Here is a 20555-nt window from a genome sequence, read left to right as displayed (position 1 = left end):
TCCACGACAGGGCCTCCTGCCGATCTGCTACGTTGAGGGGCTTGCGCGCTCCCGGACCAGGCACCCGCTGCCGAGCGCGCATGGGCCCAAGCCTCGCGGACCGCACATCGCGGATCAGCGCACGATCAGCAGCGGCACCTTGGTCAGCGAGAGCACGGCGCTGACCGTGCTGCCCAGCAGCAGACCAGTCAAAGCACCGTGCCCGTGCGAACCCATGACCACCAGGTCGAAGGCGCCGGCGTTGGCGTGCTCGGCGATCTGCCGCCCGGGCGCGCCAACGGAGGTGATCTCGGTGACCCCAAGCTGGGCGGCCTTGAGGGTTTCGCGTGCTTTGGCCAGAGCCGCGTCGTGCTCCTGCTGGTAGTAGCTGTGCAGGATCTCGCCGCCCACGGCGCTGGCCGCACGCGGCGGCGCCGACAGCGCCACGTGGATCAGGGTGATGTCGGCGGGCTGGTTCAAGCGCGCATTCAGTTCCAGCGCATGCGCGAGTGCGGCATCGCCGTAGTGGCTGCCGTCGATGGCAACAAGAATTCGCATGGTTTCAGCTTCCTCGATGGAGTTGAGTGGCCGCGCCGCCCACTGGACGGCGCGGCCACAGGGATCGCGCGGACGTTCTTCAGGCCGGATTGGCCTGGTCACGCGACTTCCAGAGCGAATAGACAACCCCGCCCAGCAGCAGGCCGAAGGTGACGCCCAGGCTGATTTCCGCCGGCACCTTGCCTCCGAACAGCCAATCGCCGACGAAGATTTTCGAGCCGATGAAGATCAGCACGAAGGCCAGCGCGTACTTCAGGTAGTGGAAGCGGTGCACCATCGCCGCCAGCGCGAAGTACAGAGCGCGCAGGCCGAGGATGGCGAAGATGTTGGAGGTGTAGACGATGAAGGGGTCGGGCGTGATCGCAAAGATCGCCGGCACCGAGTCGATCGCGAAGACGACGTCGGCGATCTCAACCAGCACCAGACACAGGAACAGCGGCGTGGCGAACCACAGCAGCTTGCCGCCGGAACCGGCCTGCTTCACGAAGAAGCGCTCGCCATGCAGCTCCTGCGTGAGGCGCATGCGCTTCTTCAGGAAACCCAGGATGCGGTTGTTGGCGATGTCCGGCTCGTCGTCGAGCGACCGCAGCATCTTGACGCCGGTGGCGATCAGGATCACCGCGAACACGTACAGGATCCACGAGAAGTTCATCACCAGGGCGGCGCCCAGGCCGATCATGAGCGCGCGCAGCACGATGACGCCGAGGATGCCCCAGAACAGCACGCGGTGCTGGTAGATCCGCGGCACGGCGAAGTAGGTGAAGATCATCGAGATGACGAAGACGTTGTCCATCGCCAGCGCCTTTTCGACCAGATAGCCGGTCAGGTAGAGCTTCACCGCTTCCCAGGCCTTGGCCTCGTTGGTCGGCAGGCTGGCGATCTGTGGGTCGATCGCCTTCGCGCTGCCGTATTCGTAGTAGATGAACCACACGGCCACGGCCCACAGCAGGCCGAGTCCGATGTACAGCGCCGACATCCACAGGCTTTCCTTGACGTCGATCTCATGCGCTTCCTTGTGCAGGACACCGAGGTCGAACACGAGGATGGCGAGAACAGCGCCAAGAAACGCAAGCCACACCCACACGGGCATACCGAGCCAGAGGCCGGTCAACAGTTCCATGAGTCACTCCGAAGGCGATCGTAGTTTCGATGCCCGGCCTCGCGGTGAGGCGTGGAGGATCCGTACGGCGGGCCTGAGCATCGGTTCACGACTCCGACATCGCCATGCATTGCACATGACCAGAGGGGCCCGCAGTCGCTCGCGGAGTCTCATCGCGCGAAAGTGAATCACCTGTGAAAGCGGCGCGAACTGACTCGCGCCGCCAGACGAGGGCTTGTCCAGCTCAGACGAATACCCGTAGGACCCGCGCGGCCCTGCTCAGTTCTCGAACCCGTTGCGGTACAGCGAGGACGCGTACTGCAGGCTCACGAACATGGGGCGGGACCCGATCCGTACGCCCTCCATGGCGAGGGCCCCGACAGCGAAGTTGATGGGGCTGCCCTCCAGCTCGCTGCGCGGGATCTCCACCTGCAGTTCGACTCTCGAACCGGGTGCGAGGTAGACCCGTCCGATGGAGTCGGGGCAGGCCGCATTGCCATGGACGAGGCACTGCGTGCGCGCGCTGTTGGACGTCGAGAGCACCAGGTAGCCATCGATGAGACTGCTGGGGCCGCGGTTGTCGAGCTCGACGGTCCATTGCAGATGATCGTCAGGCAGCAGCACCGGCACGTCGTCGAGCAGGCGGACACCGATGTCGAATTCGCCCACGAGGCTCAGCCACGTCGCATCGATATGCAGCGCGGGGCCATCCGCGGTGGCCGGATTCTCGGAATCCACGTAACCCGAGAGCAGGCGCAGTCCGCGCGCATCCGGGTCCGACAGCAGCGGCAGCTGAAGCGTCTGCAACTCCTGGCCCGGCTGCAGCGCTCCAAGCCTGCAGCGCACGGTCTGGAACCCGGTCCGTGAACAGGCGCCGTCGGTCTGCAGGCCGATATCCGCATCTTCGCGCAGGGTCAGCACCACGTCGGAGGCGGCCGAGGGCCCGAGGCTGGCGACGGTTGATCGAGTGCTCGCCACGCGTCCCGCCACGACCACCTGTGGCTCGACTTCAAGCTGCAGGCTGAAGTCAGAGTAGTAGCCTTCGAGCTTCAGGGCTTCGGCCCACGCGGGTGCATCCATGGCGATCCAGCCCAGGCTGGCCAGAGAACCTGCAAACAACAGGCGCTGTGCCGCGCCTTTCAATAGGTGAGCAGACATCCAAACCCCAGAATTCAGTCATTCCGGCGCATTGGCGCCGTCGTATACCGCGCAGGCGGCGGCAGGAGCATCAGGACACACCAAAGCCAAAGCCAGACACGCAGTGTGCTGGCCTCGAACAGGCACACAAGCAGGAAGGAAACCCCCATGGCAGCCGGCATCCCTTCCGACGGCGCGCGGAACCTTAATATGCAGACAATCACGCTGACAAGCCCGAGCAGCAGCCCTCCGGAACACAACAGTTCCAGCGGCAGGCTGTGCGGCCACGGCGTCAGCCGCGGGTCGATCAGGCTCGCACCCTGCAGCACCTCCGGATAGGCCATGACGAAACCATGCGGGCCAACGCCCAGCCACGGATTCGCCTCAAACAGGGCCCATGCCGCCTGCCACAGCTGTAGGCGCGCCCCACCGCTGGCCAGCCCCTTGCCCGTCAGGCTTGCGAGGAGCAAGGCAAGCACGACAGCTGCGAACGCGAAGCCCGCAGCAAGGCGGTGACGGCGGCCCATGAGTTCGAGCGCGACCGCGACCGCCAGCACAAGCATGCCGAGCCGGGACTGCAGGACCAGCAAGGCCAGCACCAGCAGCACACTGAGACCGAGCACCACGAGCAGGCCCGCCGTCGGGCGCGACGCCGATCGCGACCAGCGCCACCACAGAGGCCAAAGGCAACCCAGCCATGCAAGATCGTTGGGGACCACCAGCCATGGAATGGCTGCCAGCTCGACCAGGCGTTCGGGGTGGGGCTCGGGCAAGCGCAGGACGATGGCAAGACAGGCGTGGAGTCCGAGCGCCGTCAGCACGCCGACGCTGATCTTGAATGCCACCCCGGGCCTCGACTCTTCGGCACGCGGCAGAACTATCGCGCAGACCACGGCGATGAGCGTAGGCACAGAGAGCGCGAGCGCGCGCTCCGGCACATCCGCCAGCACCGCGGCGAGCAGCCAGACGACGCCGAAACCGGCCACACCAAATTCGAGCGCGCTCGGAGCCCGCGCCAGATCGACCTGACCGAGCAGGCCGGCGAGGCACAGTCCGAGCAGCAGGGCGGGCAGCGCCAGCGTCATCGAGGCAGCATGCGCATGCAGCACAACGAACGCCCCCCAGCCGGCGGTCGCCCAAGGCATCTGCAGCACGATCGAGAACCTCATTGGGCCTGCCCCGGAACCCCACGGCCCGCGGCTGCGGGCGATCGCCGCATTGTCGCAGAGCCAGCGAGGGCCGCGCCCCAGCGGAAGAGCAGGCGCGCGGGCCGGTTCAGCCGGATTGCAACGCGTCCAGAAGCTGCCTTACCTCGTCGCGAAGCGATGCGAGGCGACCTGCATCGAGCGAAGTGGAACATGCCAGGCGCGCAGGCACCCCTTGGGCCCGCGCGCGCAGGGCCCTGCCCTCGGCGCTGAGATCGACGAACACGCGCCGCTCATCCTCGCTGCAGCGTTTTCGAACAACGAGCCCCGCCGCCTCCAGCCGCTTCAGCAGAGGCGTCAGCGTGCCGGAGTCGAGATGCAGGGCCTCACCCAGCTCGCCCACGCTGCGCCGTCCGTGCTGCCACAGCACCAGCATCACCAGATACTGCGGGTAGGTCAGACCCAGCGGCTCCAGCAACGGGCGGTACAGGCGCTGGATGCGGTTGCTGGCCGCATACAGCGCAAAACAGAGCTGCTGGTCGAGATGCAGCGGGTTCGACGCGCCCGCCGCGCAGGCCTGGGCTTGATGTTTGGACTTGGCGGCGGGCATGTCGCTCGGTTCAGTCGGGCAGGAAGGGGTAGTCGGTATAGCCTTGGGCGCCACCGCCGTACAGGGTGGCGGCGTCCAGCGCATTCAACTCGCGGCCCTCGCGCAGGCGGCGCACGAGATCCGGGTTGCTGATGAAGGGCCGACCGAAGCAGAACAGATCGGCGGCACCACTGGCGAGACGCGCTTCGGCCAGTGCCAGGTCATAGCCGTTGTTGACCATCCACGGCCCTCGGAACTTTGCGCGCAGCGCGGCGAAGTCGAAGCCCGGGTCGATCTCGCGATCGCCGCCGGTGGCGCCCTCGATCATGTGCACATAGGCCAGCGCATGTGCGCCGACGCGCTCGATCGCGCGCTCGAACAGGGCCTGCGGCTGTGTGTCGCTGACGTCATTGAAGGGCGAGACCGGCGAGAAGCGCACGCCGACGCGCTCGGCGCCGATCGCGTCGACCACCGCATCCATGACCTCGGCAAGAAAGCGCGTGCGGTTCTCGATGCTGCCGCCGTAGGCATCATCCCGATGGTTGCTGGACTCGCGCAGGAACTGGTCGATCAGGTAGCCGTTGGCGGCGTGGACTTCGACGCCGTCGAAGCCCGCTGCGATGGCATTGCGTGCGGCCTGGGCGTAGTCGGCGACGGTGGCCCGGATGTCGTCCAAGCTCATCGCTCGCGGCGCCGACACATCGACGAAGCCTTCAGTGGTGAAGGTCTTGCTCTTGGCGGTGATCGCCGAAGGCGCGACCGGTGCCGCGCCGTTCGGCAGCAGCGAGCTGTGCGAGATGCGGCCGACGTGCCAGAGCTGGATGAAGATGCGGCCACCCGCCGCGTGCACGGCCTCGGTGACGCGCTTCCAGCCGGCGATCTGCTCGGGCGAGTAGATGCCCGGAGTGTCCAGGTAGCCCTGGCCCATCGGCGAGATCTGGCTGGCCTCGGTGATGATGAGGCCGGCGCTGGCGCGCTGCCGGTAGTACTCGACGGTGAGGTCGGTGGGCGTGCGGCCGGCACCGGCGCGATTGCGGGTCAGCGGCGCCATGACGAAGCGGTTGGCGAGCTCGAGGCTGCCGAGCTTGAAGGGGGCGAACAGGGGGGAGGTGTTCGTGCTCATGGATGTCCTTGGAAAGTACGTGTCGTGCGCGGGGCGCGCAGGGTGCCGAGCTGCGGGTGAGCGTCACGTGCTCAGTGGAGGGAGTCCCGCCGGCAACCCTGCCTCAGCGGTCCCGTCGCCGGGTTCGCTGCGGCTGGGCTCATGCGCGATGCGCAGCCCCGATCGCATTGCGGGACTCAGGCCGCGCTGCCGCGCACCGTGACCGGGATGTTGCCGCGGGTCGCCTTGGAGTACGGGCAGACCTCGTGCGCACCGTCGGCCAGCGCTTGCGCGGTCGCGCCATCGACACCACCCACCTGGGCGTGCAGGCGCACCGCCAGACCGAAGCTGGTTTCGTCCTTGCCGATATCCACCTCGGCCTCGATCTTGGCGCTGCTGATGGCGATGCCGCGGGTGCGCGCGACGAGACGCAGGGCACCCTCGAAACAGGCCGCATAGCCGGCGGCGAACAGCTGCTCAGGGTTGGTGGCGCCGCCCTTGCCGCCGAGTCCGGGCGGCAGCTGCAGCTGCTGGTCGATGAAGCCATCGTCCGAGCTGACGCGGCCTTCGCGGCCGCCCACAGCGGTGGCGCGTGCGGTGTACATCGGGGTCATGCGGAGTCTCCTGCGGTGGTGGGAGCGCCATATTGAATTGCACACAATTCAATTGCAATCTCTTAATTGTCGCGCTCAAGTGAAGGCGGCGGCGCTCAGGCCTGCAGCCAGCGCCCACCGGACACGCGATCGCGCGCTTCAAGATCCTGCCAGGTCGCCACATCGCTGAATCCCGCCGCCTGCAGCAGTGCGCGAGCGCCCTCGCCCTGCGCATGGCCATGCTCGAACAGCAGCCAGCCGCCGTCCCTAAGGTGGGCGCTGGCGCCGGCGATGATGTTGCGGATGTCGTCGAAACCATCCTCCCCCGAGGCCAGTGCGCTGCGCGGCTCGAAGCGCAGGTCGCCCTGGTCGAGGTGCGGATCGGCGTCCTCGATATAGGGCGGGTTGCTGAGGACGAGGTCGAAGCGCTGACCCGCCCACGGCGCCCACCAGCTGCCCTGCGCAAAACGCACCCGCGCAAGACCGAGGGCATCGGCATTCGTCCGCGCCACCGCGAGCGCCTCGCTGCTGGCATCGCTGGCGCAGACCTCAAGCTCGGGTCGGGCCTGCGCCACGGCCAGTGCGATCGCGCCACTGCCGGTGCCAAGATCCAGCACCCGCAGGCCCGCGCGACGCGGCAGGCGCTGCAGGGCCAGCTCAACCAGCAGCTCGGTCTCCGATCGGGGAATCAGGGTGGCAGGGCTGACCCGCAGGCTCAGGCCGAAGAACTCGCGCTGACCCAGCAGGTAGGCCACCGGCTGCCCCTGCGCGCGCTGCCTCACCAGAGCGCGATATTGCAGCACCTGGGCCTCGGCGACGACATCCTCCGAATGCGCGAACAACCAGGCGCGGGACACTCCTATCGCGTGCATCAGCAGCAGCTCAGCCTCGCGCGCGGCTTCCTCGCCCGACAGTTGCTGTCTCGCCTCGCGCAGCAGGCTGCGCACGTCGACTGCGCCCGCGGGCGCCTTGGATGCATCGCTGCTCATGCGTGCAGTGTCGCAGAGCTGGGGCATCATCCGCGCATGAGCGCGCCCCGCATCGACACCCTTTCGCACCTGCTCGACCGCAGCTTCCGCCTGTGGTGGAGCGCCCTGCCGTGGACGGCACCGTTGGCGCTGCTCGCCGCCCTGCCCTCGCTGCATCGGATGATCACCCTGCCCGGCCTGGCCGAGCTGCTGGCGGATCCGGAGGTCATCAGCCTCGCTGTGGTCGAGAAGCTGCTGCAGAGGGAGACCTGGCTGTGGTGGGGCTTCAGCGCGCTCGTCACGCTGTGGTCGGCGGGCGCGCAGTGCCTGCTGCTGGATCGAAGCCTGCGCGAAGAGCCCCTCGGGTTCGCGAATGCGCTGCTGCGGTCGACGCTCAGGCTGCCCGTGCTGCTGCTCTCGACCGTGCTCTATCTGCTGCTGTGCGGCCTGCCGCTGTTGCCCCTGCTCGGCTTCAATGCCTGGCTGGGACTGCAGGGCATGGACCTGCTGCCGATGCTGGCGCTGAGCGTGGCCGGCAGCACCCTGGTGCTGCTGCCCATCGCCTGGATCGCGGTGCGGCTGGTATTCCTTCCCTATGCCGCGGCTGTCGACGGACTGGGCCCGCTGCGCGGCCTGCAGCGTAGTCGCCGGATCGCCGAAGGCCAGTGGTGGCGGCTGCTGGTGTTCCTGTCGATACCGCTCACGATCTACGGCGTCGCCGCGACGGCCGCGCTGGCCGTGCCGCTTACCCTCGCGATCGTGACCGGCAGCGCGGCGGCGTCCTTGATCGGCACCCTCGCTGGGCTTCTGACCGCAGCACTGGGCGGCCCGATGCTGCACGCCTGCCTGGTCTGCGCCTATCGCGAGGTTCTGGCGCCGCAGCAGTCCTGAGGCGCGCCCTCAATGGCGCAGCAGCTGCACGCCCTGGATCAGGCTGGAAAGCACGAATCCACTCAGGAAGAACAGGTAGGACAGGCGCAGGTAGCGGTACTTGAAGCGCGAGAGGTAGAAGCCCAGTCCGTACAAGTCGCGCGCCATGGTCCGGTAGATGTTGCCCTGCCCCTGCATGTGGCTGGCGATCTCGCGCTCGAAGCGTTCGCGCGAGAGCTCGGCGAAATGCCCGAAGAACAGCAGGTTGAAGCCCGGCGGCAGCGGCGCTTCGGGGTCCTTCAGGCGGATCGGCCGGTACTTGGGCAGCACCGCCAGCACGGCCAGGAACAGCGCGAACAGGGTGAAGCCGGCGAGCACGGCCATGGCCAGGCGCAGCTCCGGGTCGCTGAGCCGCGAGACGCTGAGCGTCAAGACGATCGAAGACACCGTCAGCAGGATGTTGGCCTTCATGTCGGCCATGGTCGAGAGCTGCACATGATGCTGCTGCGCGGTGCGCAGGATCACGTCCGCCGTGTTGCGCTCGGGCACCGACTGGAAGGCATCGAATGCATTGCGCTCGGTGCCGCTGGAGGGCTCATCGGTGCGTGTCTCGGTGCTCATGCGAGGTCGGCGCGGCGCGCGTGGCGAGTGAGGATCGCCACTTTACGCAAAGCGCCGCCGGGCCGTATCACTCCGGCGCTTCAGCCGGCGCGCGTGCCGCCGACAGTCATCGACTCGATCTTCAGCGTGGGCTGGCCGACGCCGACCGGCACGCTCTGGCCGTCCTTGCCGCAGATGCCGACGCCAGCATCGAGCTTCAGGTCGTTGCCGACCATGCTGACCCGGCTCATCGCCTCCGGACCATTGCCGATCAGGGTGGCACCCTTGACCGGCGCGGTGATGCGGCCGTCCTCGATCAGGTAGGCCTCGCTGGCCGAGAACACGAACTTGCCCGAGGTGATGTCGACCTGGCCGCCGCCGAAGTTCGGCGCATACAGGCCGCGCTTGACCGAGCGGATGATCTCTTCCGGGTCGCTCTCGCCCGCGCGCATGTAGGTGTTGGTCATGCGCGGCATCGGCAGGTGGGCGAAGCTCTCGCGGCGGCCGTTGCCGGTGGGCGCCACGCCCATCAGACGTGCATTGAGGCTGTCCTGCATGTAGCCGACCAGACGGCCGTTCTCGATCAGGGTGGTGCACTGGGTGGCGCAGCCCTCGTCGTCAACGTTGAGCGAGCCGCGACGGCCGTCGAGGGTGCCGTCATCGACGATCGTGCACAGACTCGATGCCACCTGCTCGCCCATGCGGCCGGCGTAGGTGCTGGTGCCCTTGCGGTTGAAATCGCCCTCCAGCCCATGGCCCACGGCCTCGTGCAGCAGCACGCCCGGCCAGCCGGGACCGAGCACCACCGGCATGCTGCCGGCCGGCGCATCGATCGCTTCGAGATTGACCAGCGCCTGGCGCAGGGCTTCGCGGGCAAAGTCCAGCGCGCGGCCGCTCTGCAGCAGTTCGGGGTAGCTGACACGACCGCCGCCACCGGCATAGCCCTGCTCACGGCGACCGTTGTGCTCGACGATCACCTGCACATTGCAGCGCACCAGCGGACGCACGTCGCCGGCGAGGATGCCGTCCGAGCGCGCGACCAGCACGGTGTCGACCACGCCGACCAGGCTCACGATCACCTGGCGCACCCGAGCATCGGCGCTGCGGACGAAGGCGTCGACCTCTCTCAGCAGGCGCACCTTCGACTCGCTGTCGAGGCTGTCGATCGGGTCGACCGGCGCGTACAGGCTGCGGCCGTGATGCTGGGTGAGCGGACGCGCGGTGCCCTCCTGCCCCGCGCGGGCGATGGCGCGGGCCGCACCCGCGGCCTCCAGCAGCGAAGGCAGCCTGATCTCGTCGGAGTAGGCGAAGCCGGTCTTCTCACCGCTGATGGCGCGCAGGCCCACGCCCTGTTCGATGCTGTGGGCACCTTCCTTGACGATGCCATCCTCCAGGACCCAGCTCTCGTGGCGGCTGTTCTGGAAATACAGGTCAGCGAAATCGATGCCCGGGCTCATGAGGCGGGCGAAGACGTGTTCCAGCTGCTGGGCTTCGATGCCGGCAGGGGCCAGCAGGCGGGATTCAGCGAGTGCGAGTGCGTTGGTCATCAACGCAGGATGGCGGCGCGCGCGTGAACGCGCAAGCTTCGCGGAGACATCGCCCGCCTGCGAATTCGGAGCAGGGCAAGCAGCCGCGGGCGATGGGCCTGATCCGGGCGCGTCGATGCGGTCCACGCCGATCGCTTCTCCCCGCGTGGATCAAACACGCGAGGCCGCGAGCCGTGTGAAGAGAATGTGGAGCGCTAGCATGCTCCCCGGCTCGCCATCCAGCGTCGGCGCCCACCGATGGATCCGCAGGGCAGATCCCGCGGTCGCTGCCCAGAAGTATCGAAGCGCTGTCCGGGCAAGCCGGGGAGCCCCCCGTCGGCAAGACGGATAATGCCAAGTCGACCGAAGGGTCCCACCGGCTCGACGCCGGCGAATCGACCTTCCGGCCCCGGCTCACTGCCCCACTGGATAGAAGCAGGAACCATCGAATGAAGATCGCGCTGGTATGCGCAAGTGATGGAGAAGGCGGCCTCGAGAAGCATGTACTCGAACTGGCTGCAGGCCTGGTGAGCGCCGGCCATGCGGTCACGCTTGTCGCCCCGCAAAGCCTGGTCCTCCGCAGGCCGGGATCCGTAGCCGGCATCGCCGTGAACTTCAAGCGTCCGCGCTGGTGGCCGGGCCTGCGGGGCGATCTGGCGCGCGCACTGACCGGCGACTGGGATGTCGTCCACGCCCACGCCAACAAGGCAGCGCAGTTGGTCGCAGCGCTGCGCGCACGGGTGGATTCGAGGCGCTGGGTTGCCACCCTGCACAACGAGAAAAAGGACACACGCGCGTTTCGCCGCTATGACGAAGTCATTGTTGTGAGCCAACGCCTGCGCGCATGCGTCGAGGCCCCCAAGGTTTCAGTGGTGTTGAACGGCATTGTCCCACCCGCGCCGCACGTCGTGCGCGACAGAGGCTGGCTGGCTCGGCAGTGCGGGCTTTCCGTCGATCAGCCGATCCTGCTTGCGATCGGCAGACTGGTGCCCGCCAAGGGCTTCGACAGACTCATCGCGGCCGCCCACGAGGCCGATGTGCAAATAGCTCTGGTCGGAGGGGGCCCGGAGCTCGGCCCACTCCAGGCCCTGGCGGGATCAGGCAAGGGCCGCGTGTCGTTCCTGGGCGCGCGAGCCGATGTCGCCGAACTGCTCTCGGCCTGCGACGGGCTCGTGATCAGCTCGCGCCATGAGGGTGGGCCCTACACGCTTGCTGAAGCCCTGTTGGCCGAATGCCCGGTACTGGCAACTCCGGTGGGCATGGTGCCGGATGTTCTGCCGGAACCGCTGTGGTTGCCGGAAGCGCCGTCCGGGATGGCCGCCAGAATGCTGGCCTGGTCAAGAGATCCAGCGGGCTGGCGTGCTGCCTGCCTGCCGGCCTTCGAGGCGGCTCGCCAGCGGCTGACGCTGGCGAGCATGATCGCGGGCACGGAAGCGGCATACAGGGGTGAACTGGCTCCGGACTGATCGACCTGTCCATTCCATGGCCCCGGAGGGCACGACCGACCTCAAGACCGAGGGGAGGCGGCTGCGCGTGCTCAGGCCTGCGCCGCCGCGGTCTGCGACTCGCGCCTCGACAACCGAATCAGGCAAAGGCCGACTGCAATCCACGCCCATCCAGTCAGCACAAAGCCCGGCGCATGGCGCATGAACTGCTCCGCGAATCCGGAGACGCTGACATCGACGAACAGGCCGCTCAGCAGATAGAAGGCGCCGTTCGAAATCGCGAACGAAACCACGGTGGCGGCGCAACCCGCAGCGCCTGTCAGCACCAGTCCTCGCGTATCCATGCGCGTGCCCGGCGCCAGCCAGCGGCCGGTGAACCACAGCGCGCCGTAGGCCGGAATCAGGAAGCCGTAGGCCGGGCTCAGGCAGAGATGCAGCATGTCGGTGCGTGCGAACACCACGGCATCGATGCCGAAGGCGAGCGCGACGAAACCGGCAAAGGCCAGCGGGCTGCGCAGCAGCAGGCCGCCGAGGAAGAACACCGCCAGCGAGGCGTCGCGCAGGTGCAGCCACTGGCTGGCCTCGGGCAGACGGGTGAGCAGCATCCACAGGCCCAGCGCGGCGACAGTCAGAAGCGGGGAACGTTGGGACAGGTTCAAGTGCATGGGGGACTCCCGGGTCACGAGGGATCGAGATGCAGCGGCGGCGTCCGCGAGCGCCGCCGCTGCGGGCAGGCCGCGACTCAGCGCGGGCTGTAGCGCAGGCCGAGCATCCAGCTGCGTCCGGGCTGGTTGTAGAAGGCCGCGGTCTCGTACTGGCGGTCGAACAGGTTGTTGCCCGACAGCTGCAGGCTCCAGTCCGGGCTGAGCGCCCAGCCCACGCGCAGGTCGAACGTGGCGTAGCCCGGCAGGCGGGTGAAGTTGCCGAGATCGTCGTAGCGCGCGCTGGCGGCGAAGACGGTGGCACCGAGGCTGAAGCGGCCGTAGCTCCGGTCCGCCTCGACCTGCGCCGAGCGCGGCGGACGCCGCGGCAGCGCGTTGCCGTCCGCCGCACCGGCGCTGACATTTCGCGCATCCAGCACGGTGGCACTGGCGCGCAGCCGGGTGGCCGCGATCTCGCCGTCCGTGCTGAGCTCCAGGCCATCGATGCGCGCCCGATTGATGTTGACCGGAACGAACTTGACAGGATCGAAGGCGATGAGTTGATCGACGTCGGTGCGGAACAGAGCCACCGCCCAGCTGCCCCAGGCCGGGCTGCCGCGCAGGCCCAGCTCCAGGCTCTCCGAGGTCTCGGGCGCGAGCTTGGGATTGCCGAAGCCAGGGAAGTAGAGATCGTTGAAGCTGGGCGCGCGGAAGGCCGTTCCGGCGCTGGCGGTCAGCCGCAGCCCCTCACGGAAGTTCCAGCCCCAGAGCAGGCTACCGGTGGTCTCGTTGCCGAACTGGCTGTCATCGTCACGTCGGCCCGCCAGCTGCAGCGAGGCCTCACCCAGGCTCTGCTGCCACTGCGCGAACACAGCCTTCTGGGTCCGTGCCTTGACCACGTAATCGGTGGTGCTGGCCACTTCATCACGGTGCCAGTCGAAGCCGGCGCTCAGCAGGCCGCTGCCGAGGCTCGCATCGGCCTGCAGCCCGCCGCTGTCGCGCTTCGTATCGAAGCTGTTGCGATAGCGGCCTTCAAGGAAATTGTCGGCCAGATCGGCGTTGTGGCCCAGGCGCAGGGCCAGGGCGAGGCGATCGCTCGGCTTCAGGTCGAGTGTGGCCCCATAGACCTGCTGGCTGCCTTCCATCTCGTTGCTGAAGCTGCCGTCGGACTCCGTTTCGAAATCCGCGCGCAGGGCGCGCAGTTCCAGCGCCACCGCCGGCGAGAAACGCCAGCCGCCGGCGAGTTGCAGGCTGCGGTTGGTGTAGCCGTCCGCATCGGGCTCGTTGGTGAAGCAGCCGCCGCTGCTGCTGCGGCGGCAGGCATTGAAGCCGTCGGTCTCGTCGATCGCGGCATTGACGCGATACCAGCCGCGCTCGCCGCGAGCATCGAGGCCTGCGCTACCGCGCGCCGTGCTGTAGCTGCCCACGCCCACGTAGCCGTTGGCGCGCGACCCGCCCTCGGCGCCGCGGGTGAAGATCTGGATCACGCCGCCCACCGCATCGGAGCCATACAGGCTGGAGAAGGGTCCGCGCACGATTTCGATGCGCTCGATCTGCTCCAGCGGCAGGTCCTGTAGGGCCGGCGTGCCGCTGGTCGCGGAACCCACGCGCACGCCGTCGATCAAGAGCAGCACGTGGCGCGCTTCGGTGCCGCGGATGAACAGCGCATCGACCTTGCCAGGGCCACCGCTGTTGCTGAAGGCCAGCCCGGGCACGCCGCGCAGCAGGCTCAGCAGGCTCTGCGCCTGCAGGCGCTCGATGTCGGCGCGGTCCAGCACCGTGATGGACGCCAGCGCGGCATCCTGGGTTTGCGGCGTGCGGCTGCCGGTGACCACGATCCGGTCCAGCGCCTTGGCGGCGGGCTGAGCGAAGGCAAGCGAGGGAAAAGCAGCAGCGAGAGCCACCGCCAGAGCGGCGGGGCGTTGGGAGAGAGCGCGCATCAATGTCTCCTGTCCGCGCCGACCCGCGCGGACGATGGGTGCTTGGGCACCCGGCACGGGAAAGAGGAGAAGACCTGAAGGCAGGCGCACGGCAGGAGCACGGGCGCGAACCCCAAGGCTGCGCCCTCCGCGCGCCGGGAATGATCCCCATGGCCGGTCTCCGGGCTCGCGAGCGATGCGGCAACCGTGGGTGCGGTTGCGCCTTCGACCCGGGCACCTTCCCATGCGCAAGGCACAGTGGTGTTCGCCCGGGCCGGGTGTGCGCGTGGAGCGCACGCCGGCTCGCCTACCGTTGCGGGGGCAGCTCCAGACTTGCGGCACGAACACCGCGCACTGGCTTCCCGTTTAAACCGCGGACGCTGCGTCGAGCGCTGCGCGGTCACCGTGAGGCGGCGCGGATGCTAACAGAAGCTTCACGAGGCCACCAAGCCCGAAGTCGTGAGCGGCCGGTCACCCCAAAGCGAAAGCGGCGGCGGCCCGGAGGCCACCGCCGCGCTCTCATCGCAGGTACCGTTCGACTACGGGAACTGGCCGACCTGCTGCGTCACGTTGCTGGGCCATACGCCCAGCTCGGTCTGCACATAGCTGCCCACCAGGTTCTGCAGAGTGCTGCTGCTGTGCGGCGCGCCGGGCGTCGACCAGAACCAGTAAGCCCTGGGCGTGGGCGCCTGGGTGCCGAAACCGCAGGTGTAATTGCGCGTGACGGCGGTGAGATAGGCCGAGCTGTCGACGTTCGCCCACGTCTTGCTGTCGCCGCCATAGCCGCGTCCATAGACCTTGGCCAGCGTATCCAGCTCGAACAGATGGGTCTGGTTCGGCAGCAGCGCGATCGGACTGCTGTTGGCAGTGTCCCAGGCCGCATGCATGTCCTGGTGATGGCTGCTCGGCCCACCCTCACGCTTCACCAGGCCGAACAGCGCGGTGATGGTGTCGTTGACCAGGTTGCCCTCGAGCAGGGCTCCCGCTGCCGAACCGTCGGTGGCCACGACCAACCCGACCTGCGCGGCCGTGGTCAGCACCTGGATGATCGCCTGCGAGTTCCAATTGCTGGCGGTGAAACCGGACACCGCGACGCCCTTGGAGAACAGCGTGGTCATTGGCGCCGCCCCCGGTGGGTCGTACTTGAGCTGCGCCCAGTCCGACGCCACCGCGCGCGCCTCCTTCGACCAGGGGCCGCCGTAGTCGACCTGCTGGCCCACGCGGCTGCCATAGGCGATACGCACGGCGAGATCACCGCGGCAGGTGCCGGTGCCGCATTCGACGCCGCCGGGCTCGCCGTTGCGGGTGCACAGCATGCGCACGCGCATATGGCTGTAGTTGGTGCCCTTGATGCGGTCAACCTCCCACACGTTGTGGCGGCTGCGACGGTAGAAGTTGATGTCCTTGGCTGCGCCGCGGGCCGACACCGAGTAGTTCAGCTGCCGCTCCTTCTTGGGCAGCGAGCCCCAGGAGCTGCTGTGGTTCTCGTTGATTTCGGTCTGCCAGGGCGAAGGCTGGTGGGGGAAGGTCAGCACGGTGGTGCAGATGCAGTTCTTCCAAGGCAGCGGCGTGAGTGTCCCGATCAGTCGCCGGGCTTCGAGCTGGAGATCTTCGTCGCCCAACGCTGCCACATGGTCAAGCAAGGCTTCGCCACGGCCCGCGGGACTGAGCCCGCCGGCCTCGACCTCGGCCAGTACCTGCGGAAACTCGCGAGCCGCCACCTCGGCGAAACCCAGCCCGCCGGCGGCGAGATTCGGCTCGGCCTGCAGGGCCTGCCAGTCGGCCTCACGCGCCGACATCAGCCAAGCGAGGATTTCGGCGTCGTCGGTCCGCTCGGCCGGGAGCTCGCGCGTGATCTCGGCGTACGCCTCGGGATACTGGACCTGCAGGTGCGCCAGCAGGCCCTGCCGGTAGTGGCGACCCAGCAGCTGCGCGTAGCGATGGATCAGCTCCGGGTAGCGCTCGAGCGCAGCGGCCTCGAGCGTATCGAGAGGATCGGACCAGCTCTCGATGGCGTTCATCAGATTCGCCGAGATGATCCGCTCGCCGCTGTCGCCACCGTCCACATCGGCAGCAGCGAAGGCCGGCGGAAGCGCAAGGAAGGCAAGCAGACCCGCGGCCAATAGGGCGCGGAAGGGTGTTCGAGGATGCGTGCGAGCGTGCGGCATGGCAGGTCTCCATGGGGTTCACCGGGCCGCGGCCAGTCAAGGTCCGGGGCGTGGCTGCGGGATTGCAGCCATGGCGACCCTAGGAGCGCTCACCGAAGCCGCCAAGGAACAGCATGGGAACGCGAGGGGAAGCGAATGCGGCTGTGCCATTCCGCGGCCCGCAGCGACCCACCGACCCATGATCGTCCCGTGGGGCCGTGATCGACCGCACGCGTGTTTCGGTGGCGGCGTCGGGCAACTCGGATTTCTCCGGTGAAACCGAGAACTTCCGAGAGCCAAGCATCGATAATGCGCCATGCCCACCCTGCCCTATTGGCGGCTGTCCGCCGTCTACTTCGCCTACCACGCCGCGATCGGCGTGTTCACCCCCTACTTCGCCCGCTGGATGGAAGGCTTGGGGCACGGCGCGCTGGCGATCAGCAGCCTGTTCGCGCTCTGGTACGGCACGCGCATCTTCGGCCCGCCCCTGTTCGCCCACTATGCCCGCGGCTCGACCCGGCCCAAGGCCTGGCTGCTGGGCGGGCTGTGGGCCTCGGCGATCTTCTACCTCGGCTTTTTCGGTGCCGAGCATCTCTGGCTGCTGGCGCTGTCGATGGCCGCCTTCAGCCTCTGCTACAACGCCATCCTGCCCCAGCTCGAAGCCTTCACCTTGGCCGGTCTGGGCCCGCGCAAGCACGACTACGGCCGGGTACGGCTCTGGGGCTCCCTGGGCTTCATCCTGCTGGCGGTGGGCTATGGCTGGCTGCTGCAGCACGGCGATGCGCCCGACCTGCCCTGGGTGATGGGTGCCGGCATCCTCGCCACGGCCCTCATCACGCACGCCCTGCCCGCGCAGAAGCGACTCGACACGGATCCACCGCCCAGTCAAGCCGGCCTGTGGGAACTGCTGCGCCGCCCCGGCGTGCGCGCCTTCATCGCGATCGTGATGCTCACCCAGATCAGTTTCGGCAGTTACTACCTCTTCTTCACCCTGCAGCTTGAGCGCCACGGCCACAGCACCGACGTGGTCGGTCAGCTCTGGGGCCTGGGCGTGGTAGCCGAGATCGTGCTGTTCATGTACGCCGGCAGCCTGCTGCGCCGGATCAGCGCCCAACGCACCCTGCAGATCGCGCTGGTGGTCACCGCCCTGCGCTGGCTCAGCATCGCCCTGCTGCCGCAGTCGCTGGCGCTGATGCTGGTCGTGCAGGTCGCGCACGCGATCGGCTTCGGCGCTTTCCACGTGGCCTGCATGCAGCGTGTGGTCGAGCTGTTTCCGGAATCCGACCGACTGGGGGCACAGAGCCTGATGTACAGCCTCGGCTCCGGCCTCGGCGGCGTGCTCGGTGCGCTGATAGCCGGCGCCCTGTGGAAGACCGGCGACGGCGTCCTCGCCTTCGCCGTCGCGTCGTCGGTGGCCGCACTGGCCCTGCTGCCGGCCATGAAGCGCTTCGGCGGCCGCATTTCGCACGCGGAGGCTTGATCTCCCCGGCGCGGATGTGCACAATGCGCGGCTCCGGGCGGTTAGCTCAGCGGTAGAGCATTGCCTTCACACGGCAAGGGTCGCAGGTTCGATCCCTGCACCGCCCACCAGATCAACGGAAAGCCATCCTTCGGGGTGGCTTTTTTGTTGGCCGCAGCCAGAAGGATGCGTATCGCTGGTGCGCGGGCGCCCGCGCTCAGGTCCGTTCGACCCGCACCACCCGTCCGCCCTGCACAGTGAACATCACCAGCCCGGTCTGGCGCTCGTACTCCCAGCGCTCACCGATGGGCGCGCCCTGTGCGTTGACCAGGGTGACGATGCGCCAGGGCTCGCCGCATTCGCGCAGCTTGGTGACTGCTGCGCCAACCGTGATGACCGACTGCCCGCAGGCTTCGGAGTGCGAGGGGCTGGCCTGGGCCGGCAGCAGCGGGGCGAAGCCCGCGATCAGAACGGCAACGAGGGCGAAGCGTCGGCGCATGGCGGGCCTCCTGGGTCGTGGCGCCCAGCCTGCCATGTTCATCGCGCGACTGCTCCATCCCGCCCTGGCGGCGATGATCGCCGCAAGGCCTCGCGTTCAGGTACTTGCGAATCCCGGCGCCTGCAGCGCCATCAGGTGCACGTCGACGTAGCGCCCGCCGCGCAGCGCATAGGCGCGGCTGGTGCCTTCGCGCACGAAGCCGTGGCGGGCGAACAGGGTCTGCGCGGCGACGTTGTCGGTGTAGACCTCCAGCTCGATGCGGCGCACGCCCAGCCAGCCGAAGCAGAGCTCGATGGCGCTGCCCATCAGGGCATGGCCGACGCCGCGACCGCGTGCACCCTCATCGACGCCCAGCCCGATGTTGGCAACATGCGCGCGACGGGGATTTTCGAAGCGCTCGATCCCGATCTGCCCGAGCAGCCGGCCATCCGCCTCGGCCACAAGGCTGTGGAACTGGGTGTGCAGGCGGCCGAGTCGCTGCTGCCACAACTCCGCGCTCGGAAACGGCAGCTGCAGGGTGTTCGCATAGACGGATGGCTGCGCATACAGGGCGCGGATCGCTTCGATGTCGCGGGTTTCGCTGTGGCGGATGTTCATTGCCAGAGAGTGCAGGAGTGGCGTCCCCCGGGACAAGCCTCGGCCCGAAGCTTGCATCTCTGCAGATCGACCCCGGCGCCCGGGGCCGCGAGTGAGTCCAATCAGGATTGGCTCGCTCATCCCGCGGCGCCTCACCACCGGCGGAGGGCTCAAGCCCGGAGCCTCGACCTTCCGAAGCGCATGGAGTGCGGCAGCCGCATGTTCGATCTCCTGAAACGTCTCTTTGGCGGAGCGCCGTCGGCCAAGCCCGGCGAGCAGGCTTTTGCCGTGCTCAACCAGCAGGCTCCGATCAAGCCCGACCAGGGGCAGGCCGCCGTCGAGGGAGCGGCGGGCGAGGGTTTCATCTGCCGGGAGACAATCCTCGGTCGCGACCAGCGTGTCGCCGGCTACCACTTCCTGCTGCATCAGGCGACGCGCGCCCGGCTGGCCAGCCGCAGCCGGCGCATCCATCACGTCTATGCCGAAGTGCTGGTGCGCAATCTCATCAAGATCGATGTCGGCCGGCTGCTGGGCCATCGCCTCGCCTTCTTCGAAGTGCCGGACTCATTCCTCGATCACAAGGCCCTGACCGAACTGCCCCCGGAGAACGCGGTGCTGACCCTGGTCGCCCTGCCCGACCCCGGCGGCCCCTCACCCAGCACGGTGATTGAACAGGTGCGCGCCCTGCGTGGGCGCGGCTATCGGTTCGCTGTCAATGCGATGACGCAGGAAGCGCCGGGCGCCTACCTGCTCGCCGAGGCCGATTTTGTGATCGTGCGCGCCGACCAGGCCGACCCGAAGCGCCTGCGCGATTTCACCGAAGCGCTCGCACGCGCCGACCACAAACGCCAGTGGTTGGCGCGCGAGTTGCCCAGCCACGACGAGTTCAAGCTCTGCTACAACCTGGGCGCCAGCCTGTTCCAGGGGCCCTTCATCACCCGCCGCGAGGACTGGAGCAGCAACGCGCTCGGGCCGAATGCGGCGCGCCTCGCCGATCTGCTGTCGCGGCTACGGCGCGACGTCGACACCCGCGAAATCGCCGAAGGGCTGAAGCAGGATCCAGCACTGTCCCTGCGCCTGCTGCGCTACATCAACTCGGCCTCGATGGGACTGCGCGAGGAAGTCACCAGCATCGAGCGTGCAGTGCTGCAACTCGGCCGCGAAAAACTCTACCGCTGGCTCAGCCTGTTGCTGTACGGCGCCAACAGCCACAACGCCGCGGCCTCGGCCCTGCTCGAAGCCGCGCTGGTGCGCGCGCGCATGCTTGAACTGCTCGGCGCGGATCGTCCTGCCGAAGCCCGCGATGCTCTGTTCCTGGTCGGTCTGCTGTCGCTGGTCGACGCGGTGCTGCAGGTGCCGATGCCGGTGGCGCTCGCCCAGCTCGCGCCCTCGCCCGAGATCGAGGCCGCGGTCGCGCGCGGCGAAGGCGAGATGGCGGAACTGCTCGCCCTCGCCGCGGCCTGCGAGAAGGACGACCCGCAGGCCCTGGCAGCCGCGTCGCAGCGCTGCGGCGTCAGCGCGCAGGCCGCCAGCGCCGCGCACGTCGAAGCCCTGGGCTGGGCCTTGGAAGTGACCCGGGAGTGATCCGGCGCGACATGGCTCCGACGCGGTGGGCGCCGAGCAACAGTCGGCGCCATCGCGGCGCCCGACCCACCTAAGCAAACGGCCGACGGATCGCTCCGTCGGCCGTTTGCATTCGCGCC

The 20555-nt window shown here is 68.2% G+C and carries 19 protein-coding genes, 1 tRNA gene and 1 riboswitch; of the genes, 5 read left to right on the top strand and 15 right to left on the bottom strand.

All coding sequences use genetic code 11. The features are described from left to right. Positions 1-114: 114 nt before the first annotated feature. The 8 genes from BLP83_RS07515 to prmC form a co-directional block, all read right to left on the bottom strand. Positions 115-537: a universal stress protein gene (locus BLP83_RS07515; RefSeq protein ID WP_091240766.1), complete on the bottom strand. Its 423-nt coding sequence runs from the start codon at positions 535-537 to the stop codon at positions 115-117. Between the two features lie 79 nt (positions 538-616). Continuing rightward, the gene (locus BLP83_RS07510; RefSeq protein WP_091240764.1) at positions 617-1657 is read right to left on the bottom strand and encodes a TerC family protein; all 1041 of its coding nucleotides are present in this window, start codon (positions 1655-1657) and stop codon (positions 617-619) included. A gap of 258 nt (positions 1658-1915) precedes the next feature. Continuing rightward, the gene (locus BLP83_RS07505; RefSeq protein WP_143006596.1) at positions 1916-2716 is read right to left on the bottom strand and encodes a hypothetical protein; all 801 of its coding nucleotides are present in this window, start codon (positions 2714-2716) and stop codon (positions 1916-1918) included. A gap of 92 nt (positions 2717-2808) precedes the next feature. Further along, positions 2809-3942 carry an O-antigen ligase family protein gene (locus tag BLP83_RS07500; RefSeq protein WP_091240760.1) on the bottom strand — a complete coding sequence of 378 codons (1134 nt, stop codon included), beginning with the start codon at positions 3940-3942 and terminating at the stop codon, positions 2809-2811. 106 nt (positions 3943-4048) lie between these two features. Next, positions 4049-4528: a MarR family winged helix-turn-helix transcriptional regulator gene (locus tag BLP83_RS07495; RefSeq protein ID WP_091240758.1), complete on the bottom strand. Its 480-nt coding sequence runs from the start codon at positions 4526-4528 to the stop codon at positions 4049-4051. A gap of 10 nt (positions 4529-4538) precedes the next feature. Beyond that, the gene (locus BLP83_RS07490; protein WP_091240755.1) at positions 4539-5630 is read right to left on the bottom strand and encodes an alkene reductase; all 1092 of its coding nucleotides are present in this window, start codon (positions 5628-5630) and stop codon (positions 4539-4541) included. Positions 5631-5806: 176 nt separating this feature from the next. Further along, entirely contained in the window at positions 5807-6223 is a 417-nt protein-coding gene (locus tag BLP83_RS07485; protein ID WP_091240752.1) for an organic hydroperoxide resistance protein, read from the bottom strand. A gap of 95 nt (positions 6224-6318) precedes the next feature. After that, positions 6319-7191, bottom strand: coding sequence for a peptide chain release factor N(5)-glutamine methyltransferase (gene prmC, locus BLP83_RS07480; RefSeq protein WP_091240750.1), 873 nt, complete (start codon positions 7189-7191; stop codon positions 6319-6321). 36 nt (positions 7192-7227) lie between these two features. On the opposite strand from prmC, the gene BLP83_RS07475 reads away from it, so the two are divergent. After that, positions 7228-8061, top strand: coding sequence for a DUF7847 domain-containing protein (locus BLP83_RS07475; protein WP_091240747.1), 834 nt, complete (start codon positions 7228-7230; stop codon positions 8059-8061). Between the two features lie 9 nt (positions 8062-8070). On the opposite strand, the gene BLP83_RS07470 is transcribed toward BLP83_RS07475, so the two are convergent. Both BLP83_RS07470 and tldD read right to left on the bottom strand, forming a co-directional pair. Next, the gene (locus tag BLP83_RS07470; protein WP_091240745.1) at positions 8071-8661 is read right to left on the bottom strand and encodes a Pycsar system effector family protein; all 591 of its coding nucleotides are present in this window, start codon (positions 8659-8661) and stop codon (positions 8071-8073) included. An 80-nt stretch (positions 8662-8741) separates the two neighbouring features. After that, a complete protein-coding gene (tldD, locus tag BLP83_RS07465; RefSeq protein WP_091240743.1) occupies positions 8742-10190 on the bottom strand; it encodes a metalloprotease TldD in 1449 nt (482 codons plus the stop codon). Between the two features lie 425 nt (positions 10191-10615). On the opposite strand from tldD, the gene BLP83_RS07460 reads away from it, so the two are divergent. Then, entirely contained in the window at positions 10616-11632 is a 1017-nt protein-coding gene (locus BLP83_RS07460; RefSeq protein WP_091240742.1) for a glycosyltransferase family 4 protein, read from the top strand. A 71-nt stretch (positions 11633-11703) separates the two neighbouring features. Here BLP83_RS07460 and BLP83_RS07455 read toward each other — a convergent pair whose 3' ends face one another. The 3 genes from BLP83_RS07455 to BLP83_RS07445 all read right to left on the bottom strand — a co-directional run bounded on the left by BLP83_RS07455 (position 11704) and on the right by BLP83_RS07445 (position 16339). Further along, the gene (locus BLP83_RS07455; protein WP_091240739.1) at positions 11704-12276 is read right to left on the bottom strand and encodes a hypothetical protein; all 573 of its coding nucleotides are present in this window, start codon (positions 12274-12276) and stop codon (positions 11704-11706) included. Between the two features lie 77 nt (positions 12277-12353). Then, the gene (btuB, locus tag BLP83_RS07450; RefSeq protein ID WP_091240737.1) at positions 12354-14192 is read right to left on the bottom strand and encodes a TonB-dependent vitamin B12 receptor; all 1839 of its coding nucleotides are present in this window, start codon (positions 14190-14192) and stop codon (positions 12354-12356) included. A 134-nt stretch (positions 14193-14326) separates the two neighbouring features. After that, a riboswitch (cobalamin riboswitch) is annotated at positions 14327-14594 on the bottom strand. A gap of 116 nt (positions 14595-14710) precedes the next feature. Beyond that, a complete protein-coding gene (locus BLP83_RS07445; protein WP_143006595.1) occupies positions 14711-16339 on the bottom strand; it encodes a hypothetical protein in 1629 nt (542 codons plus the stop codon). 295 nt (positions 16340-16634) lie between these two features. On the opposite strand from BLP83_RS07445, the gene BLP83_RS07440 reads away from it, so the two are divergent. Both BLP83_RS07440 and BLP83_RS07435 read left to right on the top strand, forming a co-directional pair. Then, positions 16635-17798 carry an MFS transporter gene (locus BLP83_RS07440; protein WP_091240733.1) on the top strand — a complete coding sequence of 388 codons (1164 nt, stop codon included), beginning with the start codon at positions 16635-16637 and terminating at the stop codon, positions 17796-17798. 35 nt (positions 17799-17833) lie between these two features. Further along, positions 17834-17908 (top strand) — tRNA-Val (locus BLP83_RS07435). Between the two features lie 86 nt (positions 17909-17994). On the opposite strand, the gene BLP83_RS07430 is transcribed toward BLP83_RS07435, so the two are convergent. Continuing rightward, positions 17995-18276 (bottom strand): hypothetical protein, encoded by a 282-nt coding sequence (locus BLP83_RS07430; RefSeq protein WP_091240731.1) that lies wholly within the window; start codon positions 18274-18276, stop codon positions 17995-17997. A 96-nt stretch (positions 18277-18372) separates the two neighbouring features. Then, positions 18373-18873 carry a GNAT family N-acetyltransferase gene (locus BLP83_RS07425; protein ID WP_091240729.1) on the bottom strand — a complete coding sequence of 167 codons (501 nt, stop codon included), beginning with the start codon at positions 18871-18873 and terminating at the stop codon, positions 18373-18375. A gap of 198 nt (positions 18874-19071) precedes the next feature. Here BLP83_RS07425 and BLP83_RS07420 point away from each other — a divergent pair, with 198 nt between their 5' ends. Next, positions 19072-20436 (top strand): EAL and HDOD domain-containing protein, encoded by a 1365-nt coding sequence (locus tag BLP83_RS07420; RefSeq protein ID WP_176764057.1) that lies wholly within the window; start codon positions 19072-19074, stop codon positions 20434-20436. Positions 20437-20555 lie beyond the last annotated feature (119 nt).

Source organism: Aquimonas voraii, from assembly GCF_900101825.1.
Lineage (GTDB): Bacteria > Pseudomonadota > Gammaproteobacteria > Xanthomonadales > Xanthomonadaceae > Aquimonas > Aquimonas voraii.
This window is presented reverse-complemented; position numbering and strand designations above follow the sequence as displayed.

Coding starts and splice junctions, on each gene's coding strand:
- BLP83_RS07515 (WP_091240766.1), bottom strand. CDS start 537: ATGCGAATTCTTGTTGCCATCGACGGCAGCCACTACGGCGATGCCGCA.
- BLP83_RS07510 (WP_091240764.1), bottom strand. CDS start 1,657: ATGGAACTGTTGACCGGCCTCTGGCTCGGTATGCCCGTGTGGGTGTGG.
- BLP83_RS07505 (WP_143006596.1), bottom strand. CDS start 2,716: ATGGATGCACCCGCGTGGGCCGAAGCCCTGAAGCTCGAAGGCTACTAC.
- BLP83_RS07500 (WP_091240760.1), bottom strand. CDS start 3,942: ATGAGGTTCTCGATCGTGCTGCAGATGCCTTGGGCGACCGCCGGCTGG.
- BLP83_RS07495 (WP_091240758.1), bottom strand. CDS start 4,528: ATGCCCGCCGCCAAGTCCAAACATCAAGCCCAGGCCTGCGCGGCGGGC.
- BLP83_RS07490 (WP_091240755.1), bottom strand. CDS start 5,630: ATGAGCACGAACACCTCCCCCCTGTTCGCCCCCTTCAAGCTCGGCAGC.
- BLP83_RS07485 (WP_091240752.1), bottom strand. CDS start 6,223: ATGACCCCGATGTACACCGCACGCGCCACCGCTGTGGGCGGCCGCGAA.
- prmC (WP_091240750.1), bottom strand. CDS start 7,191: ATGAGCAGCGATGCATCCAAGGCGCCCGCGGGCGCAGTCGACGTGCGC.
- BLP83_RS07475 (WP_091240747.1), top strand. CDS start 7,228: ATGAGCGCGCCCCGCATCGACACCCTTTCGCACCTGCTCGACCGCAGC.
- BLP83_RS07470 (WP_091240745.1), bottom strand. CDS start 8,661: ATGAGCACCGAGACACGCACCGATGAGCCCTCCAGCGGCACCGAGCGC.
- BLP83_RS07460 (WP_091240742.1), top strand. CDS start 10,616: ATGAAGATCGCGCTGGTATGCGCAAGTGATGGAGAAGGCGGCCTCGAG.
- BLP83_RS07455 (WP_091240739.1), bottom strand. CDS start 12,276: ATGCACTTGAACCTGTCCCAACGTTCCCCGCTTCTGACTGTCGCCGCG.
- btuB (WP_091240737.1), bottom strand. CDS start 14,192: ATGCGCGCTCTCTCCCAACGCCCCGCCGCTCTGGCGGTGGCTCTCGCT.
- BLP83_RS07445 (WP_143006595.1), bottom strand. CDS start 16,339: ATGCCGCACGCTCGCACGCATCCTCGAACACCCTTCCGCGCCCTATTG.
- BLP83_RS07440 (WP_091240733.1), top strand. CDS start 16,635: ATGCCCACCCTGCCCTATTGGCGGCTGTCCGCCGTCTACTTCGCCTAC.
- BLP83_RS07430 (WP_091240731.1), bottom strand. CDS start 18,276: ATGCGCCGACGCTTCGCCCTCGTTGCCGTTCTGATCGCGGGCTTCGCC.
- BLP83_RS07425 (WP_091240729.1), bottom strand. CDS start 18,873: ATGAACATCCGCCACAGCGAAACCCGCGACATCGAAGCGATCCGCGCC.
- BLP83_RS07420 (WP_176764057.1), top strand. CDS start 19,072: ATGTTCGATCTCCTGAAACGTCTCTTTGGCGGAGCGCCGTCGGCCAAG.